This is a genomic window from Enterobacter sp. 04-C-12-SI-ECC, assembly GCF_047530715.1.
GTDB lineage: Bacteria > Pseudomonadota > Gammaproteobacteria > Enterobacterales > Enterobacteriaceae > Enterobacter > Enterobacter bugandensis.
Genome location: NZ_JBLKDI010000002.1, coordinates 441,952 through 464,260, shown reverse-complemented (window position 1 = coordinate 464,260; position 22,309 = coordinate 441,952). Strand labels below are relative to the sequence as shown.

Sequence of the window (22,309 nt, the reverse complement as noted above, 5' to 3'; positions counted from 1 at the left end):
CAATTGACAAAATTAACCACACGGATATGCAGGCCCATCCAGGATGACCACACACACCACGCTAAAAACCGGCGGCGACCCGCGCACGCTGCCAGATTACGCTAACCTCCGCGATGAACTCAGCAAGCTGACGCATCCTGCTCGGCCGGATGTGAACTGGCAGTATGTCGAAAGACGCTGTCTCTCTCTGTTTGAACAGAACGGCGTGGAGTTGCAGACCGCGGCCTGGTACACCCTTGCCCGGACTCACCTGTCGGGGTTAGCTGGCCTGAACGAAGGGCTGGCGATTCTGGAGACCCTGATTAGCCATCAGTGGGACGTTTTCTGGCCGAAGACGCTACACGCTCGTATGGAAATTCTTAGCGGCCTGAGCCAGCGACTGCAGCAGCGCATGCGTATGCTTCCACTCAACAACAGTCATCTTAGTGAGCTTTACCGTGCTGAAGCGTTGCTTACCCGCCTGAGTGCGGTCCTTCAGCGCCTTGAACTGAAACACCTAAGCCAGTTCGATACGTTACAAACGATGATACGTTCGAATGCTGAACGGCTGGAAAGCAGTAATGACGCATCAGATCTGAATGCACTCATGCTGCCCGATCGCGAATTACCTCAGGAGAGGGCAGACCCGATTGACGAAGTGAAATGGGTCTATGTTGTGCAACCGGAAAACCAGCTTAATGCAGAGGGGCTTACGACAGCGCATGGATCGGCCAGACCATGGAAGCCCTTTGTCGCCGGGATGTGTTCTATGCTGGTGGCCTGCCTCGCCGTAGCGTGGGGAGGGGGCTTTCTGTCCAGACCCGATCCCTTAACGACTCAGGCCATTGCCTCGCTGGCGCCGTTACCTGAAGTGCTTACACCTGTTCAGCAAGACGCGTTAACGCAGCGAGGAACGTTACCGTCTACGTTTATCTCAGATACGCAGCAGCAGCTTGCACGGCTGGATAAACTGTCTCCTGACTGGAATATTTCCTACAGCCTACAGCTGTTAAAGCAGCTCCAGACATTACGGCCCGAAGAGGCTAAAGCGCTGATAATACAGTGGCAAAAAAAGTTTAACGCGACGGCGTTGCCTGTAGACGCAATGAACAGCTGGTATCAGGGGATGATGACGCTTCAGCAACTGAATGATCGGCTGAGTAGTCTTGATGAGCAAAAAGGAAAATATATAACCGTGAGTGAGCTTAAATCAGTGGTTTTTTCGACTATACAGTCATTTAACCATGCGATACCCGCTGAAGAGCAGCTCAGGCGCCTGTCGCAGTATCCTGCAGGAAGTGCGCTCCCTGAAGCAGAAAAGACCCAACTTGAGCTTCACCTAAAGCAATTGGCAACGCGTTATGCTCAAATAAAGCAGGATGCTTCTGCTCAATGAGTTTTTGCAGCGAACAGACTAATTTGGGTTAAACACAGAGGAAGATAAAAGTGTCCCCTGCAGGAATCGAACCTGCAACTAGCCCTTAGGAGGGGCTCGTTATATCCATTTAACTAAGGGGACGAGGCGGCACGAGTATAGCGTTATTTACACTTTGCGTTAAGCGCGTTGCCGCCTGACTGCTCAAAGAGTCACCATTCAGGTTGATTTTTTTGCTGCTTTATCCTTTTCTGCCTGCGCCTTAAGCTCGGCTTTGCGTTTATTCGACATGTCGTTACGGATTTGGGCATGGCTTAACAGCGCGAAGATAAACGTTCCGCCGCAGATATTTCCCGCCAGCGTCGGAATGGCGAACGGCCAGAAAAAATCGCTCCAGTGAAGCGTACCGTTAAAGACCAGGTAAAGTATTTCAACGGTACCGACCACGATATGCGTGGTATCCGCCAGCGCAATTAGCCAGGTCATCAGTATGATCACCACGATTTTAGCGCTACCGGCAGAAGGGAACATCCACACCATTGTGGCGATAATCCACCCAGAGATGATGGCATTAGAAAACATTTCGACCGGCGTGTTTTTCATCACATCCATACCGATCTTCACAAACGCGTCCCGGGTGGGTTCATCAAATATCGGCATATATTCAAATGCCCAGGCCGCGATGCCCGTGCCGATGATATTTCCCAGCAGAACCACGCTCCAGAGCCTCATCAATAAACCAAAATTGCCGAGGGTAGGGTTTTGCATCACCGGCAGTACGGCGGTCACCGTGTTCTCCGTAAATAGCTGCTGGCGGGCCATGATGACGATAATAAAGCCGAAGGTGTAGCCGAGGTTCTCCAGTAAAAATCCGCCGGGCACGCCCTCCAGCTGCACATGAAATATCCCTTTAGCAAGCAGCGAGGCGCCCATTGACAGTCCAGCCGCGATAGCTGACCAGAAGAGGGCCATGGCATCGCGCTCCATCTCCTTTTCGCCGTCCTGGCGTATATGTTCGTGAATTGCCATCGCGCGGGAGGGGAGGCGATCCTCATCAATCTCTATCTCCTCACCGCGCGCTTTCTCCTCGCTTTCAATTTCATGTTCCTCATTACTTTCGCCAATTTTGTCTTCACCCACTTCTTTCATATCTACTCCCGGAGGTTGATCTTTCTTTTAAGCGTAGCGGCTTTTATCGGGATGCCTGTGGGGATGCTCTTAAATTGGCGGGAATGACAACAAAGGTGATACATCTTGTTCAAAGACATTATAAAATTGCCAGCGAAACGAATTCCAAAAGTCAGGCTATGCTGAGATCAGAGTCACGGTGATTACTGCCCGTAACTGTACTCATAGACATCGGTAAACGTGCTGTTACAATCACTTGCACGTTTTCAGACGGAGCGCCAGATGCTCCGTTACGGATGGCAATCAACGATAGCCATACTGAACAGGGAGATATTTATGAAACTTCGGCTGTCGGCGCTTGCGCTGGGCGCGACGATGCTTGTGGGCTGCGCCAGCTCCGGGGAGCAAACGGGACGCTCCGATCCTCTCGAAGGATTTAACCGCTCTATGTATAGCTTCAACTACAACGTGCTGGACCCGTATGTGGTTCGCCCGGTGGCAGTAGCATGGCGCGATTATGTTCCACAGCCCGCGCGTAATGGGTTAAGCAATTTTACCAGCAACCTCGAAGAGCCTGCGGTGATGGTCAACTATTTCCTGCAGGGCGATCCGTATCAGGGGATGGTGCACTTTACGCGCTTCTTCCTGAACTCCCTGCTGGGTATGGGTGGTTTTATCGATGTTGCAGGTATGGCAAACCCGAAACTGCAGCGTGAACAGCCGCACCGTTTCGGCAGTACGCTGGGGCATTATGGTGTCGGTTACGGTCCTTACGTCCATCTGCCGTTCTATGGCAGCTTCACCGTGCGTGATGATGGCGGCGATATGGTCGATACGCTGTATCCGGTTCTGTCGTGGCTGACCTGGCCGCTGTCGGTGGGTAAATGGACGGTGGAAGGGATTGAAACCCGTGCGCAACTGCTCGATTCAGACGGTCTGCTGCGCCAGTCGTCCGATCCGTACATTATGGTGCGTGAAGCGTACTTCCAGAATCATGACTTTATCGCCAACGGCGGCAAGCTGAAGCCGGAAGATAATCCAAACGCGAAGGCAATTGAAAACGAACTCAAAGATATTGATTCGGAATAAATAAAAAAGGTGAGCAACGCTCACCTTTTTTGATCCCTGCGCGATTAGAACGCGTAGTTGAAGTTAGTACCGAACAGCCAGGCTTTACCTTCAGAGGTAAATTCGTACGGGCCTTCCTTGAAGGTCACTTTCTGGCCATGCATATAAGATACGCCCGCATCGACAGAAGCATTCTCGTTGAACGCGTAGGTTGCACCAGCACTCACCCAGAAGCGGTCCTGATCCGGAATGGAAATGGAGCGCTTATCAGCCGGTACCGGGCTGTCATCGAATGCGATACCGGTACGGAATGTCCAGTTATCATCCATATAATAGGTGGTACCCAACGCAATGCGATAGGCGTCGTGGAAGCTCTCGTCCTTATAGAACAGCGTTTGACCGTTGGTGCCGGTCGCTTTCAGCTCCTGGAACTGGCTCCAGCTGGTATAGGCCAGGCTATAGTGAATAGCCCACTGTGGCGCTACGCGGTTGTAACCTGAGACTTCCCACATTTCTGGCAGATGCAGTGACAGTGAGCCAGGGACAGTTTGACCGGAAGTCCCCCACGGGATAGTGGTACCCGCACCAGGGACCAGGCTGTTGACCGGCGTCAGGATGCCGCTCTTGTAATCGCCGTCGAAGTCAATTTTTACTTCGGAACGATAGGTCAGGCCCCAGCGGTTGTTTTTGTCCAGCTCGTACAGAATACCGGCGTTCCAGCCATAGCCCCACTCATCACCCTTCAGGCTGGCAATTTTGTTGCTGTTTTTCGGCAGGCGAGCCGTTTGTTCACCGGCGTAACGCTCAATTTTTGCATCGGCGTAGACGGCATCAAAGCCCAGACCGAAGCTCCAGCTGTCGTTCAGACGATAAGCACCGCTCAGGTTCAGGTTTAGCGTTGTCAGGTCTGTTTTACCGCCGTATTCGCCTGCCGGGTAGTTGTTATTGAACTCGGTAGCAAGGCCATAGTTAGACGTGACGGATGCGCCCCAGCCAAATTGTTCATTGATTGGTGCAACGAAGTGCAGGTTAGGTACCCACGCCGTTGGCGCAATGTTATCTGCTTTCAGGCTCGCACCAGAAGGTGACGTGCCGGAAATGTTGACATCAGGATCGATATACACCGCACCAGCAGAGAAGGTCGGGCGATCGAACATCATGATTAATGCAGGGTTACGGCTTGCGTTACCCGCATCATCAGCGATTGCACCTTCCCCTGAATACGCGCGGCCAAGGCCAGAGGAAGAAAATTCGTTTAGCTGAAAGCCCGCTGACCAGGCGGAAGTAGAGACGATTGCCACTGCGACTGCCAGCGCAGTCTTGTTGAACAGGGTTTTCTGGCTCATGACCATAACCTCATTGAGTTATTTTTATTCAATAATTGTTACATACCGTAACAGGAGCGCGAAGTGTAGGGTCTGAGGTATGACAGACAAATCAGACCAGTGGCCAGAGTATAGGTCCGACCAGCCTGAATGTTGCAAGTTTGTTTATTAATATTTTCAAACATGTTTCTTGAAACGAGATCTGGTTGGCAAAATTGTGACCATCGCGGCTCACCCAAAAGGGTGGTTTTTGTTTTAGATCATTTTTTAGTGTGATATCGGTCACTTATCCGATTTTGCGCCATTAACGGCTGGAGAGAGCCAGCGCTGGGGCGTAAAATATCAGCATCGTGTTTATCTCGCGCGCTGCGCGAATACAGAGGAAATTGAGCTATGAGTAAATGCAGTGCTGATGAAACCCCGGTTTGCTGCTGTATGGATGTTGGCACCATCATGGACAACACCGATTGCACCGCGTCTTACAGCCGTGTGTTCACCAACCGCGCCGAAGCTGAAGAAACGCTGGCCGCGCTGAGCAAGCGCGCGCGTGATGTGGAGTCCGATCCGTGTGAAATCAAATCTACCTTCACGGAAGTGGACGGCGGCGTGAAGCTGGATATCGACTTTGTGTTTGCCTGCGAAGCTGAAACGCTGATTTTCCAGCTCGGTCTGCGTTAATCCTTTTTGCCCGGCGGCGCTTCGCTTGCACGGGCCTACGATCGTGTAGGCCGGGTAAGGCACCGTCGCTACCCGGCAACAAACCGCACAATTGCCTCTGCCATGCAGGGGCATTTTCTTTTTCTTCTCTGTGTTTTACCTCGCATTTTTAAGCTTCCCCGATTGGCTGAATGTAAAAAAATGGTTAAGACTGTTATCAGGTCAGACCACTTTATAGTCATGTAAAATTTTTCACAGGGGAAGGTTATGAGTCAGGCATTACCGCTAATCACCCGACAAGGTGACCGCATTGCCATTGTCAGCGGTCTGCGTACGCCGTTTGCACGTCAGGCGACGGCGTTTCACGGTATACCGGCTGTCGATCTGGGGAAAATGGTAGTGGGGGAAATGCTGGCTCGCAGCGAAATTCCGCCTGAGGTCATCGAACAGCTGGTCTTCGGCCAGGTGGTACAGATGCCTGAAGCCCCTAACATTGCGCGGGAGATTGTTCTCGGTACCGGCATGAACGTTCATACCGATGCCTACAGCGTCAGCCGCGCGTGCGCGACCAGCTTCCAGGCGGTAGCAAACGTGGCGGAAAGCCTGATGGCGGGCACCATTCGCGCTGGGATTGCAGGTGGCGCCGATTCTTCCTCCGTACTGCCGATTGGCGTCAGTAAAAAGCTGGCCCGCATTCTGGTGGATGCCAATAAAGCCCGGACCACCGGTGCGAAGCTCAAACTCTTCTCGCGTTTACGCCTGCGCGATCTCATGCCCGTGCCACCTGCCGTCGCGGAATACTCGACTGGCCTGCGAATGGGCGATACCGCCGAGCAGATGGCCAAAACCTACGGCATCACCCGCGAGCAGCAGGATGCGCTGGCGCATCGCTCGCATCAGCTGGCAGCGAAAGCCTGGTCGGAGGGCAAACTCACCGACGAGGTCATGACCGCCTACACGCCTCCCTATCGAGAGCCTCTTACTGAAGACAACAATATTCGTGGCACCTCGACGCTGGCGGATTACGCCAAACTGCGCCCGGCGTTTGACCGCAAGCACGGCACCGTGACGGCGGCCAACAGTACGCCGCTGACCGATGGTGCTGCTGCGGTGATCCTGATGACAGAGTCGCGTGCAAAAGAACTGGGCATCACGCCGCTGGGCTATTTGCGCAGCTATGCCTTTACCGCCATTGATGTCTGGCAGGACATGCTGTTAGGTCCGGCGTGGTCCACGCCGCTGGCGCTGGATCGCGCGGGGCTAACCCTGGCGGATTTAACCCTGATTGATATGCACGAAGCCTTTGCCGCGCAAACCCTGGCAAACGTGCAGCTGCTGGCAAGCGAGCGTTTTGCACGCGACGTGCTGGGCCGCGCCCATGCCACCGGCGAAGTGGATCAGAGCAAATTCAACGTGCTGGGTGGGTCGATCGCCTACGGCCATCCGTTTGCGGCCACGGGTGCGCGAATGATCACCCAGACACTACACGAACTCCGTCGCCGCGGCGGCGGGTTTGGTCTCGTCACCGCCTGCGCGGCGGGCGGCCTTGGGGCAGCAATGGTTCTGGAGGCTGAATAATGGATATGCCATCTGCATTTAATCTGACGGTTCGCCTCGATAACGTCGCGGTTATCACTATTGATGTGCCTGATGAAAAGATGAATACCCTGAAGGCTGAATTCGGCACTCAGGTTCGCGCCATGCTCAAGCAGATCCGCGAAAATAAAGCGATTCGTGGTCTGGTCTTTATCTCGGCTAAGCCGGATAACTTTATTGCCGGGGCCGATATCAACATGATCGCCCGAGCGAAAAGCGCGCAGGAAGCTGAAGATCTGGCGCGTCAGGGACAGCAGGTGATGGCTGAAATCAACGCTCTGCCGATTCCGGTTATTGCCGCGATCCACGGTGCCTGCCTGGGCGGCGGGCTGGAGCTGGCGCTGGCCTGTCACAGCCGTATCTGCACTGACGATCCGAAAACCGTTTTAGGGTTGCCAGAAGTGCAGTTAGGCCTGCTGCCGGGATCGGGTGGAACACAGCGTCTGCCGCGTCTGGTTGGGGTTAGCACCGCCCTGGAGATGATCTTAACCGGCAAGCAGCTACGCCCCCGTCAGGCACTGAAAGTAGGGTTGGTTGACGACGTCGTTCCGCACACCATTCTACTGGACGCTGCCGTTGAGCTGGCGCTGAAGGGACGTCAGGCAAAACGTCCTCTCCCCGTACGCGAGCGCGTGCTGGCAGGGCCACTGGGGGGCGCGCTGCTGTTCAACATGGTAGGCAAAAAAACCGAGCAAAAAACCAAAGGCAACTACCCGGCGGCAAAGCGCATTCTGGAAGTGATGGAAACCGGGTTGTCGCAGGGCAGCAGCAGCGGCTATGCCGCTGAGGCCAAAGCCTTTGGCGAACTGGCGATGACGCCGCAGTCGCAGGCGCTGCGCAGCATCTTCTTCGCCAGTACTGAGGTGAAAAAAGATCCGGGCTGCGAGGCAGAGCCTGCTCCGCTGCGCGCCGTTGGCGTGCTGGGCGGTGGGCTGATGGGCGGCGGAATCGCGTTTGTTACCGCCAGCAAAGGCAAATTGCCCGTGCGTATCAAAGACATCAGCGCAAAGGGCATCAACCACGCGCTGCAGTACAGCTGGCAGAACCTTGATCGGAAGGTCAAACGCCGCCATATCAAGGCAAGCGAACGTGATAAAACCCTGGCGACGATCTCCGGCACGACGGATTACAGCGGTTTTGCGCACCGGGACCTGGTGATTGAAGCCGTATTTGAAGACCTGGCGCTTAAGCAGCAGATGGTGGCTGACGTGGAGCAGCACTGCGCGCGGCACACTATTTTCGCCTCAAACACCTCGTCTTTACCGATTGGCGATATCGCGGCGAAAGCTGCTCGTCCGGAGCAGGTCATTGGTCTGCACTTTTTCAGTCCGGTCGAAAAAATGCCGCTGGTGGAGGTGATCCCGCACGCCACGACCAGCCCGCAGACCATCGCCACCGTGGTGAAGCTGGCGAAAAAACAGGGTAAAACCCCGATCGTGGTCGCGGACAAGGCTGGCTTCTACGTCAACCGTATTCTGGCTCCCTATATCAACGAAGCGATGCGGCTGCTGACGGAAGGGGAGAAAATCGAGCACGTTGACGAGGCGCTCGTAAAGTTTGGCTTCCCCGTCGGTCCAATCCAACTTTTAGATGAGGTGGGAATAGACACCGGCACTAAAATTATACCTGTGCTGGAAGCGGCTTATGGCGATCGTTTTACCCCGCCTGCAAACATTGTTTCTGCAATTTTGAAGGACGATCGCAAAGGCAGAAAAAATGAACGCGGTTTCTATCTTTACGGCGCGAAAGGGCGTAAAAGCAAGAAACAGGTCGACCCTTCGGTTTATGGGCTTATTTCGGCCACCGGTCAGGGAAGACTGTCTGCCGTTCAGTGCGCAGAACGTTGCGTGATGATGATGCTCAATGAAGCGGCGCGCTGCTTTGGTGAACAGGTGATCAAGAGCGCACGCGATGGCGACATCGGCGCGGTATTTGGTATTGGTTTCCCGCCGTTCCTTGGCGGCCCGTTCCGTTACATGGATACGCTCGGTGCGGGTGAAGTGGTTGTCATTTTGCAACGTCTGGCCTCGCAATACGGTCCGCGGTTCACACCGTGTGACGAATTATTGCAGATGGCGGAGCGGGGCCAGACATTCTGGCCTGCAAGGGAAACTGATTTCGTAAACTGAAGTCAAAGAAGGGTAAATCCTGAGGTGAATGAACCTGTTCTGGCGATTTTGTAAACAGAGATTGACTATACTTACGCCATTGAGGTAAAAAACAGCGTTTCATTCACCGAATGGATCAGGCACAATGCCCGGCCATCGGGTTTTCTACCTCAGAGCATTAATCGCGGGTAGTTAACGCCGGTGATTCTGGTTAACAAAAGCGGTGCAATATGCAAGTTTTTATCATGCGTCACGGCGACGCGGCACTCGATGCCGCCAGTGACTCAGTACGTCCTTTAACCGTCTGTGGCTGTGACGAATCCCGTCAAATGGCGACGTGGCTTAAAGGTCAAAAAGTGGACATTGAACGTGTTCTGGTGAGTCCGTTCCTGCGTGCAGAACAGACGCTGGACGTGGTAGGGGAGTGTATGAACCTGCCATCCAGCGTGGACGTTCTCCCTGAGCTGACGCCATGCGGCGATGTCGGTCTTGTCAGCGCTTACCTTCAGGCGCTGTGCAATGAAGGTGTCGCTTCCGCACTGGTCATTTCCCACCTGCCGCTGGTCGGCTATCTGGTATCTGAGCTGTGCCCGGGCGAAACGCCGCCAATGTTCACCACTTCCGCCATTGCCAACGTCACTCTCGACGAAACCGGCAAAGGGGTCTTCAACTGGCAAATGAGCCCGTGCAACCTGAAGATGGCAAAAGCCATCTGACGTGACGTGTGACAGGGCGGGGTACTACGTGTTTCCCGCCATTCTGTCAGGGCAACTCTGGCGGCTGCCACTCCTCAACTTCAATCAACACCAGCAATGCGGCATCGCCGCCGTACTCTTTCGGTGCCTGATGAAACGCCATCACGTGCGGGTGCTGAGCCAGCCACAGCGGCGTCTGTTGCTTCAGAATGTGCTTACCGTGGCCGTGCATCACGCAGGCGCAAAAAACGTGTTCGCGGCGACAGGCGGCAATCAACGCCCCCAGCTCCTGTTTCGCCTGCATCTGCGTTAAGCCGTGCAGATCGAGAAACAGCTCCGGCGAATAATCTCCGCGTCGTAACTTTTTCAGCTCAAAATGGCTGACGTCTTCGCGCACGTACTTCACAGCCCCTTGCGTATTGAGCAGCGGCTGAAATTCATCTGAAAAATAGTGGCTGTTATCCGCCTGCTCCTGGAGCAGCCGTTTGACCGGAACTTCGCTGATTTTTTTACGCTGCGGACGGTGGACAATCGTGTCCTGCGCGATTTTACGCGTGCCGGTCATCAGCTGGCGGAAGAGAGCCTGATCCTCCTCGCTGAGCGATGTTTTCTTTTTCATTCGTCATTCTCATCTCGTATTTCCGATAGTGTACCCGACTAAACGCATTTTTTAACCTCAAGCGGTACGCGTCATTGCTGATTTATCGCCGTCTTCATGGCAAACTAGCCGCCGAAAATTATGCGAGCATGCCCTGGAGGAAAGAGTGGATAAAATATTTGTCGATGAAGCAGTAAACGAGCTGCATACCATACAGGACATGTTGCGCTGGTCGGTTAGCCGCTTCAGCGCCGCTAATATCTGGTACGGTCACGGTACCGATAACCCGTGGGACGAGGCCGTTCAGCTGGTGCTGCCGTCTCTTTACCTGCCGCTGGACATTCCGGAAGACATGCGCACCGCGCGCCTGACCTCCAGCGAAAAACACCGCATCGTTGAGCGCGTGATCCGTCGTGTAAACGAGCGCATTCCGGTGGCTTACCTGACCAACAAAGCCTGGTTCTGCGGCCACGAGTTTTACGTCGATGAACGCGTGCTGGTACCGCGCTCGCCGATTGGTGAGCTAATCAACAACCACTTTGAAGGCCTGATTAACCATCAGCCGCAGCACATTCTCGATATGTGCACCGGCAGCGGCTGCATCGCTATTGCCTGCGCCTACGCTTTCCCTGAAGCGGAAGTGGACGCCGTCGATATCTCCACCGACGCGCTGGCCGTGACCGAACACAACATCGAAGAGCACGGCCTGATCCATCACGTCACGCCAATCCGCTCTGACCTGTTCCGCGACCTGCCGACGCTGCAATACGATCTGATCGTCACTAACCCGCCGTACGTCGATGCAGAAGACATGTCAGATCTGCCCAACGAATATCGTCACGAGCCGGAGCTGGGCCTGGCGTCAGGCTCGGACGGCCTGAAGCTGACCCGCCGCATTCTGGCCTGCGCGCCGGATTACCTGACCGATGACGGCGTTCTGATTTGTGAAGTGGGCAACAGCATGGTACATCTGATAGAGCAGTACCCGGATGTGCCGTTCACCTGGCTTGAGTTCGACAACGGCGGTGACGGCGTCTTTATGCTGACCAAAGCGCAGCTGCTCGACGCGCGCGAACACTTCAGCATCTATAAAGATTAATCCAGCGGGCTTCGGCCCGTTTCACAACGCTCAAACACAAACAACAACATCGGAGCCGTGATGGCAGGAAACAGTATTGGACAGTTATTCCGCGTGACCACCTTTGGCGAGTCGCACGGGCTGGCGCTGGGCTGTATCGTTGATGGCGTACCGCCAGGCATCGAACTGACCGAAGCAGATTTACAGCACGACCTTGACCGCCGTCGTCCGGGCACCTCTCGCTACACCACGCAGCGTCGCGAGCCGGACCAGGTCAAAATTCTCTCCGGCGTTTTTGAAGGCCGCACCACCGGCACCAGCATTGGTCTGCTGATTGAAAACACCGATCAGCGCTCTCAGGACTACGGTGCTATCAAGGACGTGTTCCGCCCGGGCCATGCCGACTACACCTACGAGCAAAAGTACGGCTTTCGCGACTATCGCGGCGGCGGACGCTCTTCCGCGCGTGAAACCGCGATGCGCGTGGCCGCTGGCGCGATTGCTAAAAAGTATTTGCAGCAGAAATTTGGCATCGTCATTCGCGGCTGTCTGACCCAGATGGGCGACATTCCGCTGGCGATCAAGGACTGGGATCAGGTCGAGCAAAACCCGTTCTTCTGCGCCGATGCGGATAAGCTTGACGCGCTGGACGAACTGATGCGCGGCCTGAAAAAAGAGGGCGACTCCATTGGTGCGAAAGTCACCGTGGTGGCAGATGGCGTCCCGGCTGGCTGGGGCGAGCCGGTATTTGACCGTCTCGACGCCGATATCGCCCACGCGCTGATGAGCATCAACGCGGTGAAGGGCGTCGAGATTGGCGACGGCTTCGACGTGGTGGCGCTTCGCGGCAGCCAGAACCGCGACGAAATCACGAAAGCGGGCTTCCAGAGCAACCATGCGGGCGGCATTCTCGGCGGTATCAGCAGTGGACAGCAGATTATTGCCAATATCGCGCTGAAGCCGACCTCAAGCATCACCGTGCCGGGCCACACGATTAACCGCTTAGGCGAAGAAGTTGAGATGATCACCAAAGGTCGTCACGATCCGTGCGTGGGGATCCGCGCGGTGCCGATCGCGGAAGCGATGCTGGCGATCGTGCTGATGGATCACTTCCTGCGCCAGCGCGCGCAGAACGCGGACGTGACGACCACCATTCCACGCTGGTAAACATGAAAAAAACCGCAATTGCTCTGCTGGCGCTGCTGGCCAGTGGAGCCGGTCTGGCCGCCACGCCGTGGCAAAAAATCACCCACCCGGTGGCGGGAAGCGCGCAGTCCATCGGCGCCTTCTCTAATGGCTGTATCGTGGGCGCGCAGGAGCTGCCGCTGCAATCAGATACCTATCAGGTGATGCGTACCGACCAGCGTCGTTACTTCGGTCACCCTGATCTGGTGCTGTTCATTCAGCGACTGGGGAACCAGGTGCATAACCTGGGGCTGGGGACGATGCTGATTGGCGATATGGGGATGCCTGCCGGTGGCCGCTTTAACGGCGGGCACGCCAGCCACCAGACCGGACTGGATGTCGACATCTTCCTGCAGCTGCCGAAAACGCGCTGGACGTCTGCGCAGCTGCTGAAGCCGCAGGCGCTGGATCTGGTGGCGCGCGACGGCAAAAGCGTGGTGCCCTCGCTGTGGACGCGGGAGGTTTCCAGTATGATCAAGCTGGCGGCGGAAGATAACGACGTCACGCGGATCTTTGTGAACCCGGCGATCAAGCAGCAGCTTTGCCTGGATGCGGGGACGGATCGCGACTGGCTGCGCAAAGTGCGCCCGTGGTTCCAGCACCGGGCGCATATGCACGTTCGTCTGCGCTGCCCGGCGAACAGCCTGGAATGTGAAGATCAGCCGTTGCCTCCGCCAGGCGATGGCTGTGGTTACGAACTGCAAAGCTGGTTTGAGCCGGCAAAACCTGGAACCTCTAAGCCTGAGAAGAAGACACCGCCTCCGTTGCCGCCTTCCTGCCAGGCGCTACTGGATGAGCATGTACTTTAATGGATAATTTCGTCGATCTGTTTATGGTGTCACCGCTGCTGCTGGTGGTGCTGTTCTTCGTGGCCATGCTGGCCGGTTTTATTGATGCCCTTGCGGGCGGCGGCGGGCTGTTAACCGTGCCCGCGCTGCTGGCGGCAGGCATGAGCCCGGCGCAGGCGCTTGCCACCAATAAGCTGCAGGCCTGCGGCGGCTCGCTCTCGGCGTCGCTCTATTTTATTCGCCGCAAGGTGGTGAGCCTGGCCGATCAGAAGCTCAATATCCTGATGACCTTTATCGGCTCAACGTCGGGCGCGCTGCTGGTGCAGCACGTGCAGTCGGATATTTTGCGCCAGATCCTGCCGATTCTGGTTATCTGCATTGGCCTCTATTTCCTGCTAATGCCTAAGCTCGGCGAGGAAGACCGGGCGCGGCGGCTGCACGGCCTGCCGTTTGCGCTGATTGCCGGTGGCTGCGTCGGCTTTTACGACGGCTTCTTTGGCCCGGGGGCAGGCTCGTTTTACGCGCTGGCGTTCGTGACGCTGGCCGGCTTTAACCTCGCCAAATCCACCGCCCACGCCAAGGTGCTGAATGCGACCTCGAACGTCGGCGGCCTGCTGCTGTTTATCATTGGCGGCAAGGTTATCTGGGCAACCGGGTTTGTGATGATGGCAGGACAGTTTTTGGGCGCGCGCGCAGGCTCGCGTCTGGTATTAAGCAAAGGGCAAAAGCTGATCCGCCCGATGATTGTTGTCGTCTCGGCGGTGATGAGCGCCAAACTTCTTTATGACAGCCATGGACAGGAGATCCTCACCTGGTTGGGGATGAACTAATGAACAGTACGCATAAATACGAACAGCTGATTGAGATCTTCGATAGCTGTTTTGCTGATGATTTTAATACCCGTCTGATTAAAGGCGACGACGAACCGATCTATCTTCCTGCTGATGCAGAGGTTCCGTACAACCGCATCGTCTTTGCCCACGGCTTTTACGCCAGCGGTTTGCACGAGATTTCGCACTGGTGCATCGCGGGGAAAGCGCGTCGCGAGCTGGTCGACTTCGGTTACTGGTACTGTCCGGACGGGCGCGACGCCGCCACCCAGGGCCAGTTCGAAGATGTAGAGGTGAAACCGCAGGCGCTGGAGTGGCTGTTCTGCGTGGCGGCGGGTTTCCCGTTCAACGTGAGCTGTGACAACCTTGAAGGCGACTTCGAGCCAGACCGTATCGTCTTCCAGCGCCGCGTGCATGCGCAGGTGATGGAGTATCTTGAGAAAGGCATCCCGGAACGTCCGGCGCGCCTGATTGAGGCTTTACAGAATTATTACCACACGCCGGAGATCACGGCGGAATGCTTCCCTTGGCCGGAAGATCTTTAACAGAGGAAAGAAGATGATCGCAGAATTTGAATCACGCATTCTGGCGTTAATTGATGACATGGTGGAACACGCCAGTGATGATGAGCTGTTCGCCAGCGGTTATCTGCGTGGTCACCTGACGCTGGCGGTAGCCGAGCTGGAAGCAGGTGACGATCACTCTGCCGACGCCGTTCACGCTGAAGTCACGCGCAGCCTGGAAAAAGCCATTCTGGCCGGGGAGCTCTCTCCGCGCGACCAGTCTTTAGTGCTGGGCATGTGGGACAATTTATTCCAGCAGGCTAAACGCTAAGCCGCTGCCCTCTCTTCCCTCTCCCCTTTGGGGAGAGGGGATTCGACCGCACCCTACTTAACCATTTTCCCCTTCAGCAGTTTCCGTACCCACAGTCGATTCGGGTTCAGCCCCGCAAGCGTGGTTCTGTCCAGCGGAACAGGCTCATTACTCATTTGCGCGGCTAACGTTTCAGCCAGCAGCGGCGCGGAGCACAATCCTCGCGATCCTAATCCGCCCAGCATAAACAGTTCCGGATAAACCGGGGCACTTACCGCCGTTTCCTTGTTTTCTGCCAGATCCTGATAGGCCGCAAGCGTCGTGTCGTAGTCCGGCACGTTTCCCGCCATCGGCAGATGATCGCGGGTCGCGCAGCGCACGCCGCAGCGCGCTTCGCCCTCGCTCACGTCAACCTCTTTCGCCCACGCCGCGTCCGGGAAGCAGTCAATCAGGCGCTGGCGGTTTTGCTGCTGATCCGCTTCGCTGTAGCGCATATCCGCTTCGCCACGATGGTAGCTGGCGCCGATGCAGTGATGGCCGTTAGACGGTTTTTGTGGCGTCAGATAGCCGTCATAGCACAGCACCTGGCGCAGCTTGCTTAGTTCGGGCGCGGTCGGGATATGGCTTACCTGGCCGCCGACCGGATAAACCGGCAACGTCTCGGTCTGGATTAACTGGCTGATGTTATGTCCGTTTGCCAGCACAACGCTGGCATGGTGTGCCGCTTTGCCATCAGCAAAATGCAGAGTCCACCGTTCTGACCGGCTAAGCGATTCAACCTTATGAGCATAATGCACCCTCAGCCCGCGTGACTGCGCCAGGCTAATCGCCGCCGCGGTCAGTTCAGCCGGGCACAGCCAGCCGCCGAGCGGATATTGAATGCCGCCACAGCCGGTTTCCACGCCCGCGGTGTCTGCCACCTCTTGCGCACTGACCGCGCGGGCAATCTCCTCCGGCAGACCCAGCGACAGCATCTGGGCGATTTTTTGCTGGCTCTTTTCATCCCAGCCGAGCTGCGTCACGCCGCACCAGTCGTGGTCGAATGCCACTGGCAGCGCGTCGTACAGGCGACGGGCGAAGGTAAAGGCCGCGGGGAAAAACTGGAACAGGGCCGGGTCGTGCGCGCTTAAAAGCGGGTAAAGCGCGCCCTGGCGGTTGCCGGACGCGCCGCTGGCTGGTGCCTCGTCAGCGCAGTAGAGCGTCACCTGCCAGCCCCGGTGCAGCAGCGCGAGAGAGAGCAGGGCGCTGGCGATCCCTCCGCCAACGATCGCCACTTCGCGCGATGCGCTGGCGCTGCGCGCAAACCAGGGAGCCCGAGCGGGAACGTCCAACGTCCGTTCCATCGTGCCGACCAGCATGTCGCGCTTGCGGCCAAAGCCTTTGGTCTTCTGCATGGTAAAGCCCGCGTCCTGCAGGCCGCGGCGAACAAAGCCGGCCGAGGTAAAGGTGGCGAGCGTTGCGCCGGGACGCGCCAGCCGGGCCATCGCGCTAAACAGATGCTGGCTCCACATGTCCGGGTTCTTGGCGGGCGCAAAGCCGTCAAGGAACCACGCGTCCACCGTCTGGTTCATCGCGTCGTCGAGCGTATCGGTCAGGTCGTTAATGTCGCCCAGCCATAAATCCAGCGTCACCCGTCCGCCGTCCAGAATCAGACGGTGGCAGCCGCCGATATGCGGCGGCCACTGCGCCTGAAGCTGCTCCGCCCAGGCTGCAAGCTCCGGCCAGCGCTGGTGGGCGAGCCGCAGATCGTGCGCGGTAAGCGGAAATTTTTCAAAACTGATGAAATGTAATCTTTGTAGCGTAGCCTCGGGGTGCGCAGCGTGAAACTGGTCAAACGCCTGCCAGAGGGTTAAAAAATTGAGCCCGGTGCCGAATCCGCTTTCCGCAACAACGAACAGGCTGCGCGGGTGCGCAGGGAAGCGGGCGCTGAGCTGGTTTCCCTCGAGGAAAACATAGCGGGTTTCTTCGAGTCCGTTATCATTAGAAAAGTAGACGTCATCAAAATCTCGGGAAACAGGTGTACCCTCAGCGTTGAATTCGAGGTTGGCGGGTTGTATAGCGTTTTGTTTCACGTAAGTTACTCGTCTGACAGGCAGTGGCACGATCTTAACGATGTGAGTCCATCGGTGCAAATTTCCGCAGAAAATGTCTGATCGGACTTGTTCGGCGTACAAGTGTACGCTATTGTGCGACTCGAAACTTTTTATAGTGCGACTTACAGAGGTATTGAATGAAACGTGCAGTGATTACTGGCCTGGGCATTGTTTCCAGCATCGGTAATAACCAGCAGGAAGTCCTGGCATCTCTGCGTGAAGGACGCTCCGGGATCACTTTCTCTGAAGAGTTTAAAGATTCAGGTATGCGTAGCCACGTATGGGGTAACGTCAAACTGGACACCACCGGTTTGATTGACCGTAAAGTGGTTCGTTTCATGAACGATGCCTCTATTTATGCTTATCTCTCCATGCAGGAAGCGATCAAAGATTCCGGCCTGAGCGAAGAGGTTTATCAGAACAACCCGCGCGTGGGCCTGATTGCCGGTTCCGGCGGTTCCTCTAAAGCGCAGGTATTCGGTGCTGACGCCATGCGCAGCCCGCGTGGTCTGAAAGCGGTAGGTCCGTACGTGGTGACTAAAGCCATGGGTTCTGCGGTTTCCGCGTGCCTGGCGACCCCGTTCAAAATCCATGGTGTGAACTACTCCATCAGCTCCGCGTGTGCGACTTCCGCACACTGTATCGGCAACGCGGTTGAGCAGATCCAGCTGGGCAAACAGGACATCGTATTTGCTGGCGGCGGCGAAGAGCTGGGCTGGGAAATGGCCTGTGAGTTCGACGCGATGGGCGCACTGTCCACCAAGTACAACGAAACCCCAGACAAAGCCTCCCGTACCTACGATGCGCACCGTGACGGTTTCGTCATCGCGGGCGGCGGCGGTATGGTTGTGGTTGAAGAGCTTGAGCACGCGCTGGCGCGCGGCGCGCACATCTACGCTGAGATCGTGGGCTACGGCGCAACGTCCGACGGCGCCGACATGGTTGCTCCGTCCGGCGAAGGCGCGGTGCGCTGCATGAAGATGGCGATGCACGGTGTTGATACCCCAATCGACTACCTGAACTCCCACGGTACCTCTACTCCGGTAGGTGACGTGAAAGAGCTGGGTGCGATCCGCGAAGTGTTCGGCGACAACAGCCCGGCTATCTCTGCCACCAAAGCCATGACCGGTCACTCTCTGGGTGCGGCTGGCGTACAGGAAGCGATTTACTCTCTGCTGATGCTGGAAAACGGCTTTATCGCCCCAAGCATCAACATCGACGAGATGGACGAGCAGGCGGCTGGCCTGAACATCGTGACCAAACCAACGGAAGCGACGCTGACCACCGTGATGTCCAACAGCTTCGGCTTCGGCGGCACCAACGCCACGCTGGTTATGCGCAAGCTGAAAGCATAAGCGTTTGAATGTATAATAGAAGGGAGCCGGAAGGCTCCCTTTTTTTATTCCTGAACACGGAGTTATGCATGAAGGCTGTTACCCCCGAGAAGGGCACTCCTTCCGGGAACCTTTCTCTTTTCCGCATCGCCTTTGCGGTATTCCTGACCTACATGACCGTTGGCCTGCCGCTGCCGGTGATCCCGCTGTTCGTTCATCAGGAACTCGGCTATGGCAACACCATGGTCGGCATTGCCGTGGGCATTCAGTTTTTAGCCACGGTATTAACCCGCGGCTACGCAGGACGGCTGGCCGATCAGCACGGTGCAAAACGCTCGGCGCTGCAGGGCATGTTTGCCTGCGGTCTGGCGGGGGGCGCGTGGCTGCTGGCCGCTCTCCTGCCGGTCGACGCCGCGTATAAATTTGCGCTGCTGGTGGTGGGCCGTTTAATCCTTGGCTTCGGTGAAAGCCAGCTGCTGACCGGCACCCTGACCTGGGGGATGGGGCTGGTGGGGCCTGCGCGCTCCGGCAAAGTGATGTCCTGGAACGGGATGGCGATTTATGGCGCACTGGCTGCAGGCGCGCCGCTGGGTTTGCTGATCCACAGCCAGTTTGGTTTTGCGGTACTGGCAGCAACCACCATGGTATTACCGCTGCTGGCGTGGGCTTTTAACGGTTCGGTACGCAAGGTGCCCGCCCATAAAGGCGAACGTCCTTCGTTGTGGAGTGTGGTGGGGCAAATCTGGCAGCCAGGACTGGGGCTGGCGCTTCAGGGAGTAGGCTTCGCGGTGATTGGTACCTTCGTCTCCCTCTATTTCATGAGCCGCGGCTGGGCAATGGCGGGCTTTACGCTGACGGCCTTTGGCGGCGCGTTTGTCCTGATGCGTGTCCTGTTCGGCTGGATGCCGGATCGCTTTGGCGGCGTGAAGGTGGCGGTGGCGTCGCTGGTGATTGAAACCGTTGGGCTGGTGTTGCTCTGGCAGGCGCCGGTCGCCTCCGTTGCACTGCTTGGTGCGGCGTTAACCGGCTGCGGCTGCTCGCTGATCTTCCCGGCGCTGGGCGTTGAGGTGGTGAAGCGCGTGGCGCCGCAGGTCCGCGGTACGGCGCTGGGCGGCTATGCGGCGTTTCAGGATATCTCATACGGCGTAACCGGGCCGCTGGCGGGTCTGTTAGCCACTTCGTTTGGCTACCCGTCCGTCTTCCTGGCGGGCGCGGTTTCTGCGGTGGTGGGGATCGTGGTGACGCTGGTGGCGTTTCGCAGAAATTAACTGTTGTCGCCGGGTGGCGGCTGCGCCTTACCCGGCCTACGGTTCGAGCCGTTGTAGGCCCGGTATGCGTAGCGCCACCGGGCAAATCCTCAGGCAACCAGCCAGAAAATCGCCAGCGCAATCAATAATGCAATCAACATTAATCCCGGGCGGGCAGAGAGCGTTCTGAACGTCTCCACAACGGGCGCAAACAGCGGGCTGTAGATCGGCTGAACGTTTCTTACCTCCGGCACGCCGCCTTCCCGCTCGGCGCGGCGAACAAAGATCTGATTCAGCACATCCTGCACCTGCGCGGTGGTCAGTACCGTTTGCGGCGTGGCCTGCCAGTTCTGCTGGGCGTAATCCCGAATCGCCTCGAACTCGTGCGGTTCCAGCGGCTGTTTAAGCGCCGCCTGAACGGTATGCAGGGTAGGGGCGCTCTGGGTGCTGAGCGTCTGGCGCGCCTGGAGCCAGGTCACCAGATGGGTAAACTGTTTGGCCGGAATCAGCTCGCCCGCCTTCACGCCGGACAGTTCCAGCATGGATTGCCAGATAAGCTTCGTCGACTCGCCGGTGGCGGCGGCCAGTTTGGTCACCATCTGGTTCAGCGTGTTGTGCTCGGCAGGCTGCAGCGGGCGCTCGGTTGAGGGGCGCACCTGAGGCTGCGGAATAGACAACTGATTGTTCTGCAACAGCGTCAGCACGGTTTTAAGCTGGTCTGGCGTCAGCTGGCTCAGGGCGGTCTGGCCATACTGCTGACGGATAAAGTCACTGACAGCTTGACGGTTATTTCCCTGGCCCAGCAGCTCAGTCAACTGCGTGACAATCTGACGCGTGGTGTGGTTCTGCTGCGCGGTCGTAATACGCTGGTTGAGATTTTGCTCGGCGGCAGGGAAATGGCGCGACTGCAGCGGTGCGTCGTTCCTCACGCCTAAATCATGCTTTACCCCGGCCCAGACTTCCGCGTTTTGCTGCGAAGTCAGCGCTATCAGGCGCGTGATCAGTCGCTCTAGCACGGTGCGCTGTTGCGTGGATAGTGGCTGTTCACCGGCAACGTTTGGCGTGACAGGGCCTTCACCCGGAGGGCGTGGCGGCGTACCTGAAATGGGCTGCATCGTCAAAAATCCTTAAAGTCAAAACTCAGCGTAAACCCGGCATACGTATATGCCTGGCGGCCAGATTATGGCACACTTGGCAGGTTTTCTTCCTCTCAAACAGGTACTCAGACGTGAAAATCCTCGTTGATGAAAATATGCCTTACGCCCGCGAGCTGTTTAGCCGCCTCGGCGACGTTAAGGCTGTCCCTGGTCGCCCGATCCCGGTTAACGAACTGGATGACGCAGACGCGCTGATGGTGCGCTCGGTGACCAAAGTAAATGAGGCGTTGCTTGCCGGTAAAGCGATTAAGTTTGTCGGAACCGCAACGGCAGGGACCGATCATGTGGATGATCAGTGGCTGAAGCAGGCCGGAATCGGTTTTTCCGCCGCGCCCGGCTGTAATGCCATTGCCGTCGTGGAATACGTTTTCTCCTCGCTGCTGATGCTGGCCGAGCGCGATGGTTTTGCGCTGAAAGACCGCACCGTGGGAATTGTCGGCGTGGGTAACGTCGGCGGACGTCTGCAAAAGCGCCTTGAAGCGTTTGGTATCCGCACGCTGCTGTGCGATCCGCCGCGTAAAGACAACGGTGACGACGAGGATTTCCACGCGCTGGATGAGCTGGTTGAACAGTGCGATGTGCTAACGTTCCACACGCCGCTGTTTAAAGAAGGGCCGTATAAGTCCCTGCATCTGGCGGACGAGGCGCTGATTCGCCGTCTGAAGGCTGGCACTATTCTGATTAATGCCTGCCGTGGCCCGGTGGTGGATAATGCCGCGCTGCTGAAATGTCTGAATGAAGGACACGATCTCAGCGTGGTGCTGGACGTCTGGGAGCCGGAGCCGGATCTCAACGTTGAGTTGCTGAACAAGGTTGACGTTGCCACCGCGCATATTGCGGGCTATACGCTTGAAGGCAAAGCGCGCGGCACGACGCAGGTGTTTGAAGCCTACAGCGCCTTTATCGGCCATCCGCAGCAGGTGGCGCTTGATACTTTACTCCCCGCGCCTGAATTTGGCCGCATTACCCTGCATGGCCCGCTCGATCAGGCAACGCTGAAAAGGCTGGTGCATTTGGTGTATGATGTGCGCCGCGACGATGCGCTGCTGCGTAAGGTGGCGGGGATCCCGGGTGAATTTGATAAGCTGCGCAAGAACTACGTTGAGCGCCGCGAGTGGTCTTCCCTGTATGTGATGTGCGACGACGCAGCGGCTGCGACGTTGCTCAAGAAACTGGGTTTTAACGCCGTTCATCACCCGGCGCATTAATGTCTTCTTAATGCTCCCTGTCGGATACGCCGACAGGGACGCTTTTT

20 protein-coding genes and 1 tRNA gene are annotated in these 22,309 nt (G+C 56.9%); 15 read left to right on the top strand and 6 right to left on the bottom strand.

The annotated features are described in order from the left end of the window. Positions 1-43 precede the first annotated feature (43 nt). On the top strand, positions 44-1,375 hold the full coding sequence (locus ACMWL8_RS05405; RefSeq protein ID WP_045259671.1) for a VasL domain-containing protein: 1,332 nt from the start codon (positions 44-46) through the stop codon (positions 1,373-1,375). Positions 1,376-1,426: 51 nt separating this feature from the next. On the opposite strand, the gene ACMWL8_RS05400 is transcribed toward ACMWL8_RS05405, so the two are convergent. Beyond that, positions 1,427-1,498: transfer RNA gene (locus ACMWL8_RS05400), tRNA-Arg, on the bottom strand. Between the two features lie 75 nt (positions 1,499-1,573). Continuing rightward, a complete protein-coding gene (locus ACMWL8_RS05395) occupies positions 1,574-2,503 on the bottom strand; it encodes a formate/nitrite transporter family protein (protein WP_041908869.1) in 930 nt (309 codons plus the stop codon). A 315-nt stretch (positions 2,504-2,818) separates the two neighbouring features. Here ACMWL8_RS05395 and mlaA point away from each other — a divergent pair, with 315 nt between their 5' ends. Next, positions 2,819-3,571, top strand: coding sequence for a phospholipid-binding lipoprotein MlaA (gene mlaA / locus ACMWL8_RS05390; RefSeq protein ID WP_041908870.1), 753 nt, complete (start codon positions 2,819-2,821; stop codon positions 3,569-3,571). 44 nt (positions 3,572-3,615) lie between these two features. Here mlaA and fadL read toward each other — a convergent pair whose 3' ends face one another. Beyond that, on the bottom strand, positions 3,616-4,896 hold the full coding sequence (gene fadL / locus ACMWL8_RS05385) for a long-chain fatty acid transporter FadL (RefSeq protein ID WP_041908871.1): 1,281 nt from the start codon (positions 4,894-4,896) through the stop codon (positions 3,616-3,618). Between the two features lie 372 nt (positions 4,897-5,268). Between fadL and ACMWL8_RS05380 the strand changes: the two genes are divergently transcribed. The 4 genes from ACMWL8_RS05380 (at position 5,269) to sixA (ending at position 9,952) form a co-directional block, all read left to right on the top strand. Then, on the top strand, positions 5,269-5,553 hold the full coding sequence (locus tag ACMWL8_RS05380) for a YfcZ/YiiS family protein (RefSeq protein WP_028013973.1): 285 nt from the start codon (positions 5,269-5,271) through the stop codon (positions 5,551-5,553). Positions 5,554-5,799: 246 nt separating this feature from the next. Beyond that, positions 5,800-7,110: an acetyl-CoA C-acyltransferase FadI gene (gene fadI / locus ACMWL8_RS05375; RefSeq protein ID WP_041908875.1), complete on the top strand. Its 1,311-nt coding sequence runs from the start codon at positions 5,800-5,802 to the stop codon at positions 7,108-7,110. Continuing rightward, positions 7,110-9,257 (top strand): fatty acid oxidation complex subunit alpha FadJ, encoded by a 2,148-nt coding sequence (gene fadJ, locus ACMWL8_RS05370; RefSeq protein ID WP_045259672.1) that lies wholly within the window; start codon positions 7,110-7,112, stop codon positions 9,255-9,257. Before fadI ends, fadJ begins: the two co-directional genes overlap by 1 nt. Before the next feature lie 209 nt (positions 9,258-9,466). Further along, the gene (sixA, locus tag ACMWL8_RS05365; protein WP_003861375.1) at positions 9,467-9,952 is read left to right on the top strand and encodes a phosphohistidine phosphatase SixA; all 486 of its coding nucleotides are present in this window, start codon (positions 9,467-9,469) and stop codon (positions 9,950-9,952) included. Positions 9,953-9,998: 46 nt separating this feature from the next. Here sixA and smrB read toward each other — a convergent pair whose 3' ends face one another. Continuing rightward, the gene (gene smrB, locus ACMWL8_RS05360) at positions 9,999-10,550 is read right to left on the bottom strand and encodes an endonuclease SmrB (RefSeq protein ID WP_008502613.1); all 552 of its coding nucleotides are present in this window, start codon (positions 10,548-10,550) and stop codon (positions 9,999-10,001) included. A 145-nt stretch (positions 10,551-10,695) separates the two neighbouring features. Between smrB and prmB the strand changes: the two genes are divergently transcribed. The 6 genes from prmB to ACMWL8_RS05330 are packed head-to-tail and all read left to right on the top strand — an operon-like array spanning position 10,696 to position 15,244. Beyond that, entirely contained in the window at positions 10,696-11,628 is a 933-nt protein-coding gene (gene prmB / locus ACMWL8_RS05355; protein WP_023312578.1) for a 50S ribosomal protein L3 N(5)-glutamine methyltransferase, read from the top strand. A 60-nt stretch (positions 11,629-11,688) separates the two neighbouring features. Next, on the top strand, positions 11,689-12,774 hold the full coding sequence (gene aroC / locus ACMWL8_RS05350) for a chorismate synthase (protein WP_045259674.1): 1,086 nt from the start codon (positions 11,689-11,691) through the stop codon (positions 12,772-12,774). Positions 12,775-12,776: 2 nt separating this feature from the next. Beyond that, positions 12,777-13,601: a penicillin-insensitive murein endopeptidase gene (gene mepA / locus ACMWL8_RS05345; RefSeq protein WP_045259675.1), complete on the top strand. Its 825-nt coding sequence runs from the start codon at positions 12,777-12,779 to the stop codon at positions 13,599-13,601. Then, positions 13,601-14,410: a sulfite exporter TauE/SafE family protein gene (locus ACMWL8_RS05340; RefSeq protein WP_045259676.1), complete on the top strand. Its 810-nt coding sequence runs from the start codon at positions 13,601-13,603 to the stop codon at positions 14,408-14,410. Before mepA ends, ACMWL8_RS05340 begins: the two co-directional genes overlap by 1 nt. Continuing rightward, positions 14,410-14,955: an elongation factor P hydroxylase gene (locus ACMWL8_RS05335; protein ID WP_045259677.1), complete on the top strand. Its 546-nt coding sequence runs from the start codon at positions 14,410-14,412 to the stop codon at positions 14,953-14,955. Before ACMWL8_RS05340 ends, ACMWL8_RS05335 begins: the two co-directional genes overlap by 1 nt. A gap of 13 nt (positions 14,956-14,968) precedes the next feature. After that, positions 14,969-15,244, top strand: coding sequence for a YfcL family protein (locus ACMWL8_RS05330; RefSeq protein ID WP_028013966.1), 276 nt, complete (start codon positions 14,969-14,971; stop codon positions 15,242-15,244). Between the two features lie 53 nt (positions 15,245-15,297). On the opposite strand, the gene mnmC is transcribed toward ACMWL8_RS05330, so the two are convergent. Beyond that, a complete protein-coding gene (gene mnmC / locus ACMWL8_RS05325) occupies positions 15,298-17,295 on the bottom strand; it encodes a bifunctional tRNA (5-methylaminomethyl-2-thiouridine)(34)-methyltransferase MnmD/FAD-dependent 5-carboxymethylaminomethyl-2-thiouridine(34) oxidoreductase MnmC (protein WP_045259678.1) in 1,998 nt (665 codons plus the stop codon). 158 nt (positions 17,296-17,453) lie between these two features. Between mnmC and fabB the strand changes: the two genes are divergently transcribed. Then, positions 17,454-18,671 carry a beta-ketoacyl-ACP synthase I gene (fabB, locus tag ACMWL8_RS05320; RefSeq protein ID WP_023336433.1) on the top strand — a complete coding sequence of 406 codons (1,218 nt, stop codon included), beginning with the start codon at positions 17,454-17,456 and terminating at the stop codon, positions 18,669-18,671. Between the two features lie 68 nt (positions 18,672-18,739). After that, a complete protein-coding gene (locus ACMWL8_RS05315) occupies positions 18,740-19,918 on the top strand; it encodes an MFS transporter (protein ID WP_045259679.1) in 1,179 nt (392 codons plus the stop codon). A gap of 89 nt (positions 19,919-20,007) precedes the next feature. Here ACMWL8_RS05315 and flk read toward each other — a convergent pair whose 3' ends face one another. Continuing rightward, positions 20,008-21,012 carry a flagella biosynthesis regulator Flk gene (gene flk, locus ACMWL8_RS05310; RefSeq protein WP_045259680.1) on the bottom strand — a complete coding sequence of 335 codons (1,005 nt, stop codon included), beginning with the start codon at positions 21,010-21,012 and terminating at the stop codon, positions 20,008-20,010. Positions 21,013-21,125: 113 nt separating this feature from the next. Between flk and pdxB the strand changes: the two genes are divergently transcribed. Then, positions 21,126-22,262 (top strand): 4-phosphoerythronate dehydrogenase PdxB, encoded by a 1,137-nt coding sequence (gene pdxB, locus ACMWL8_RS05305; RefSeq protein ID WP_045259681.1) that lies wholly within the window; start codon positions 21,126-21,128, stop codon positions 22,260-22,262. Positions 22,263-22,309: the final 47 nt, after the last annotated feature.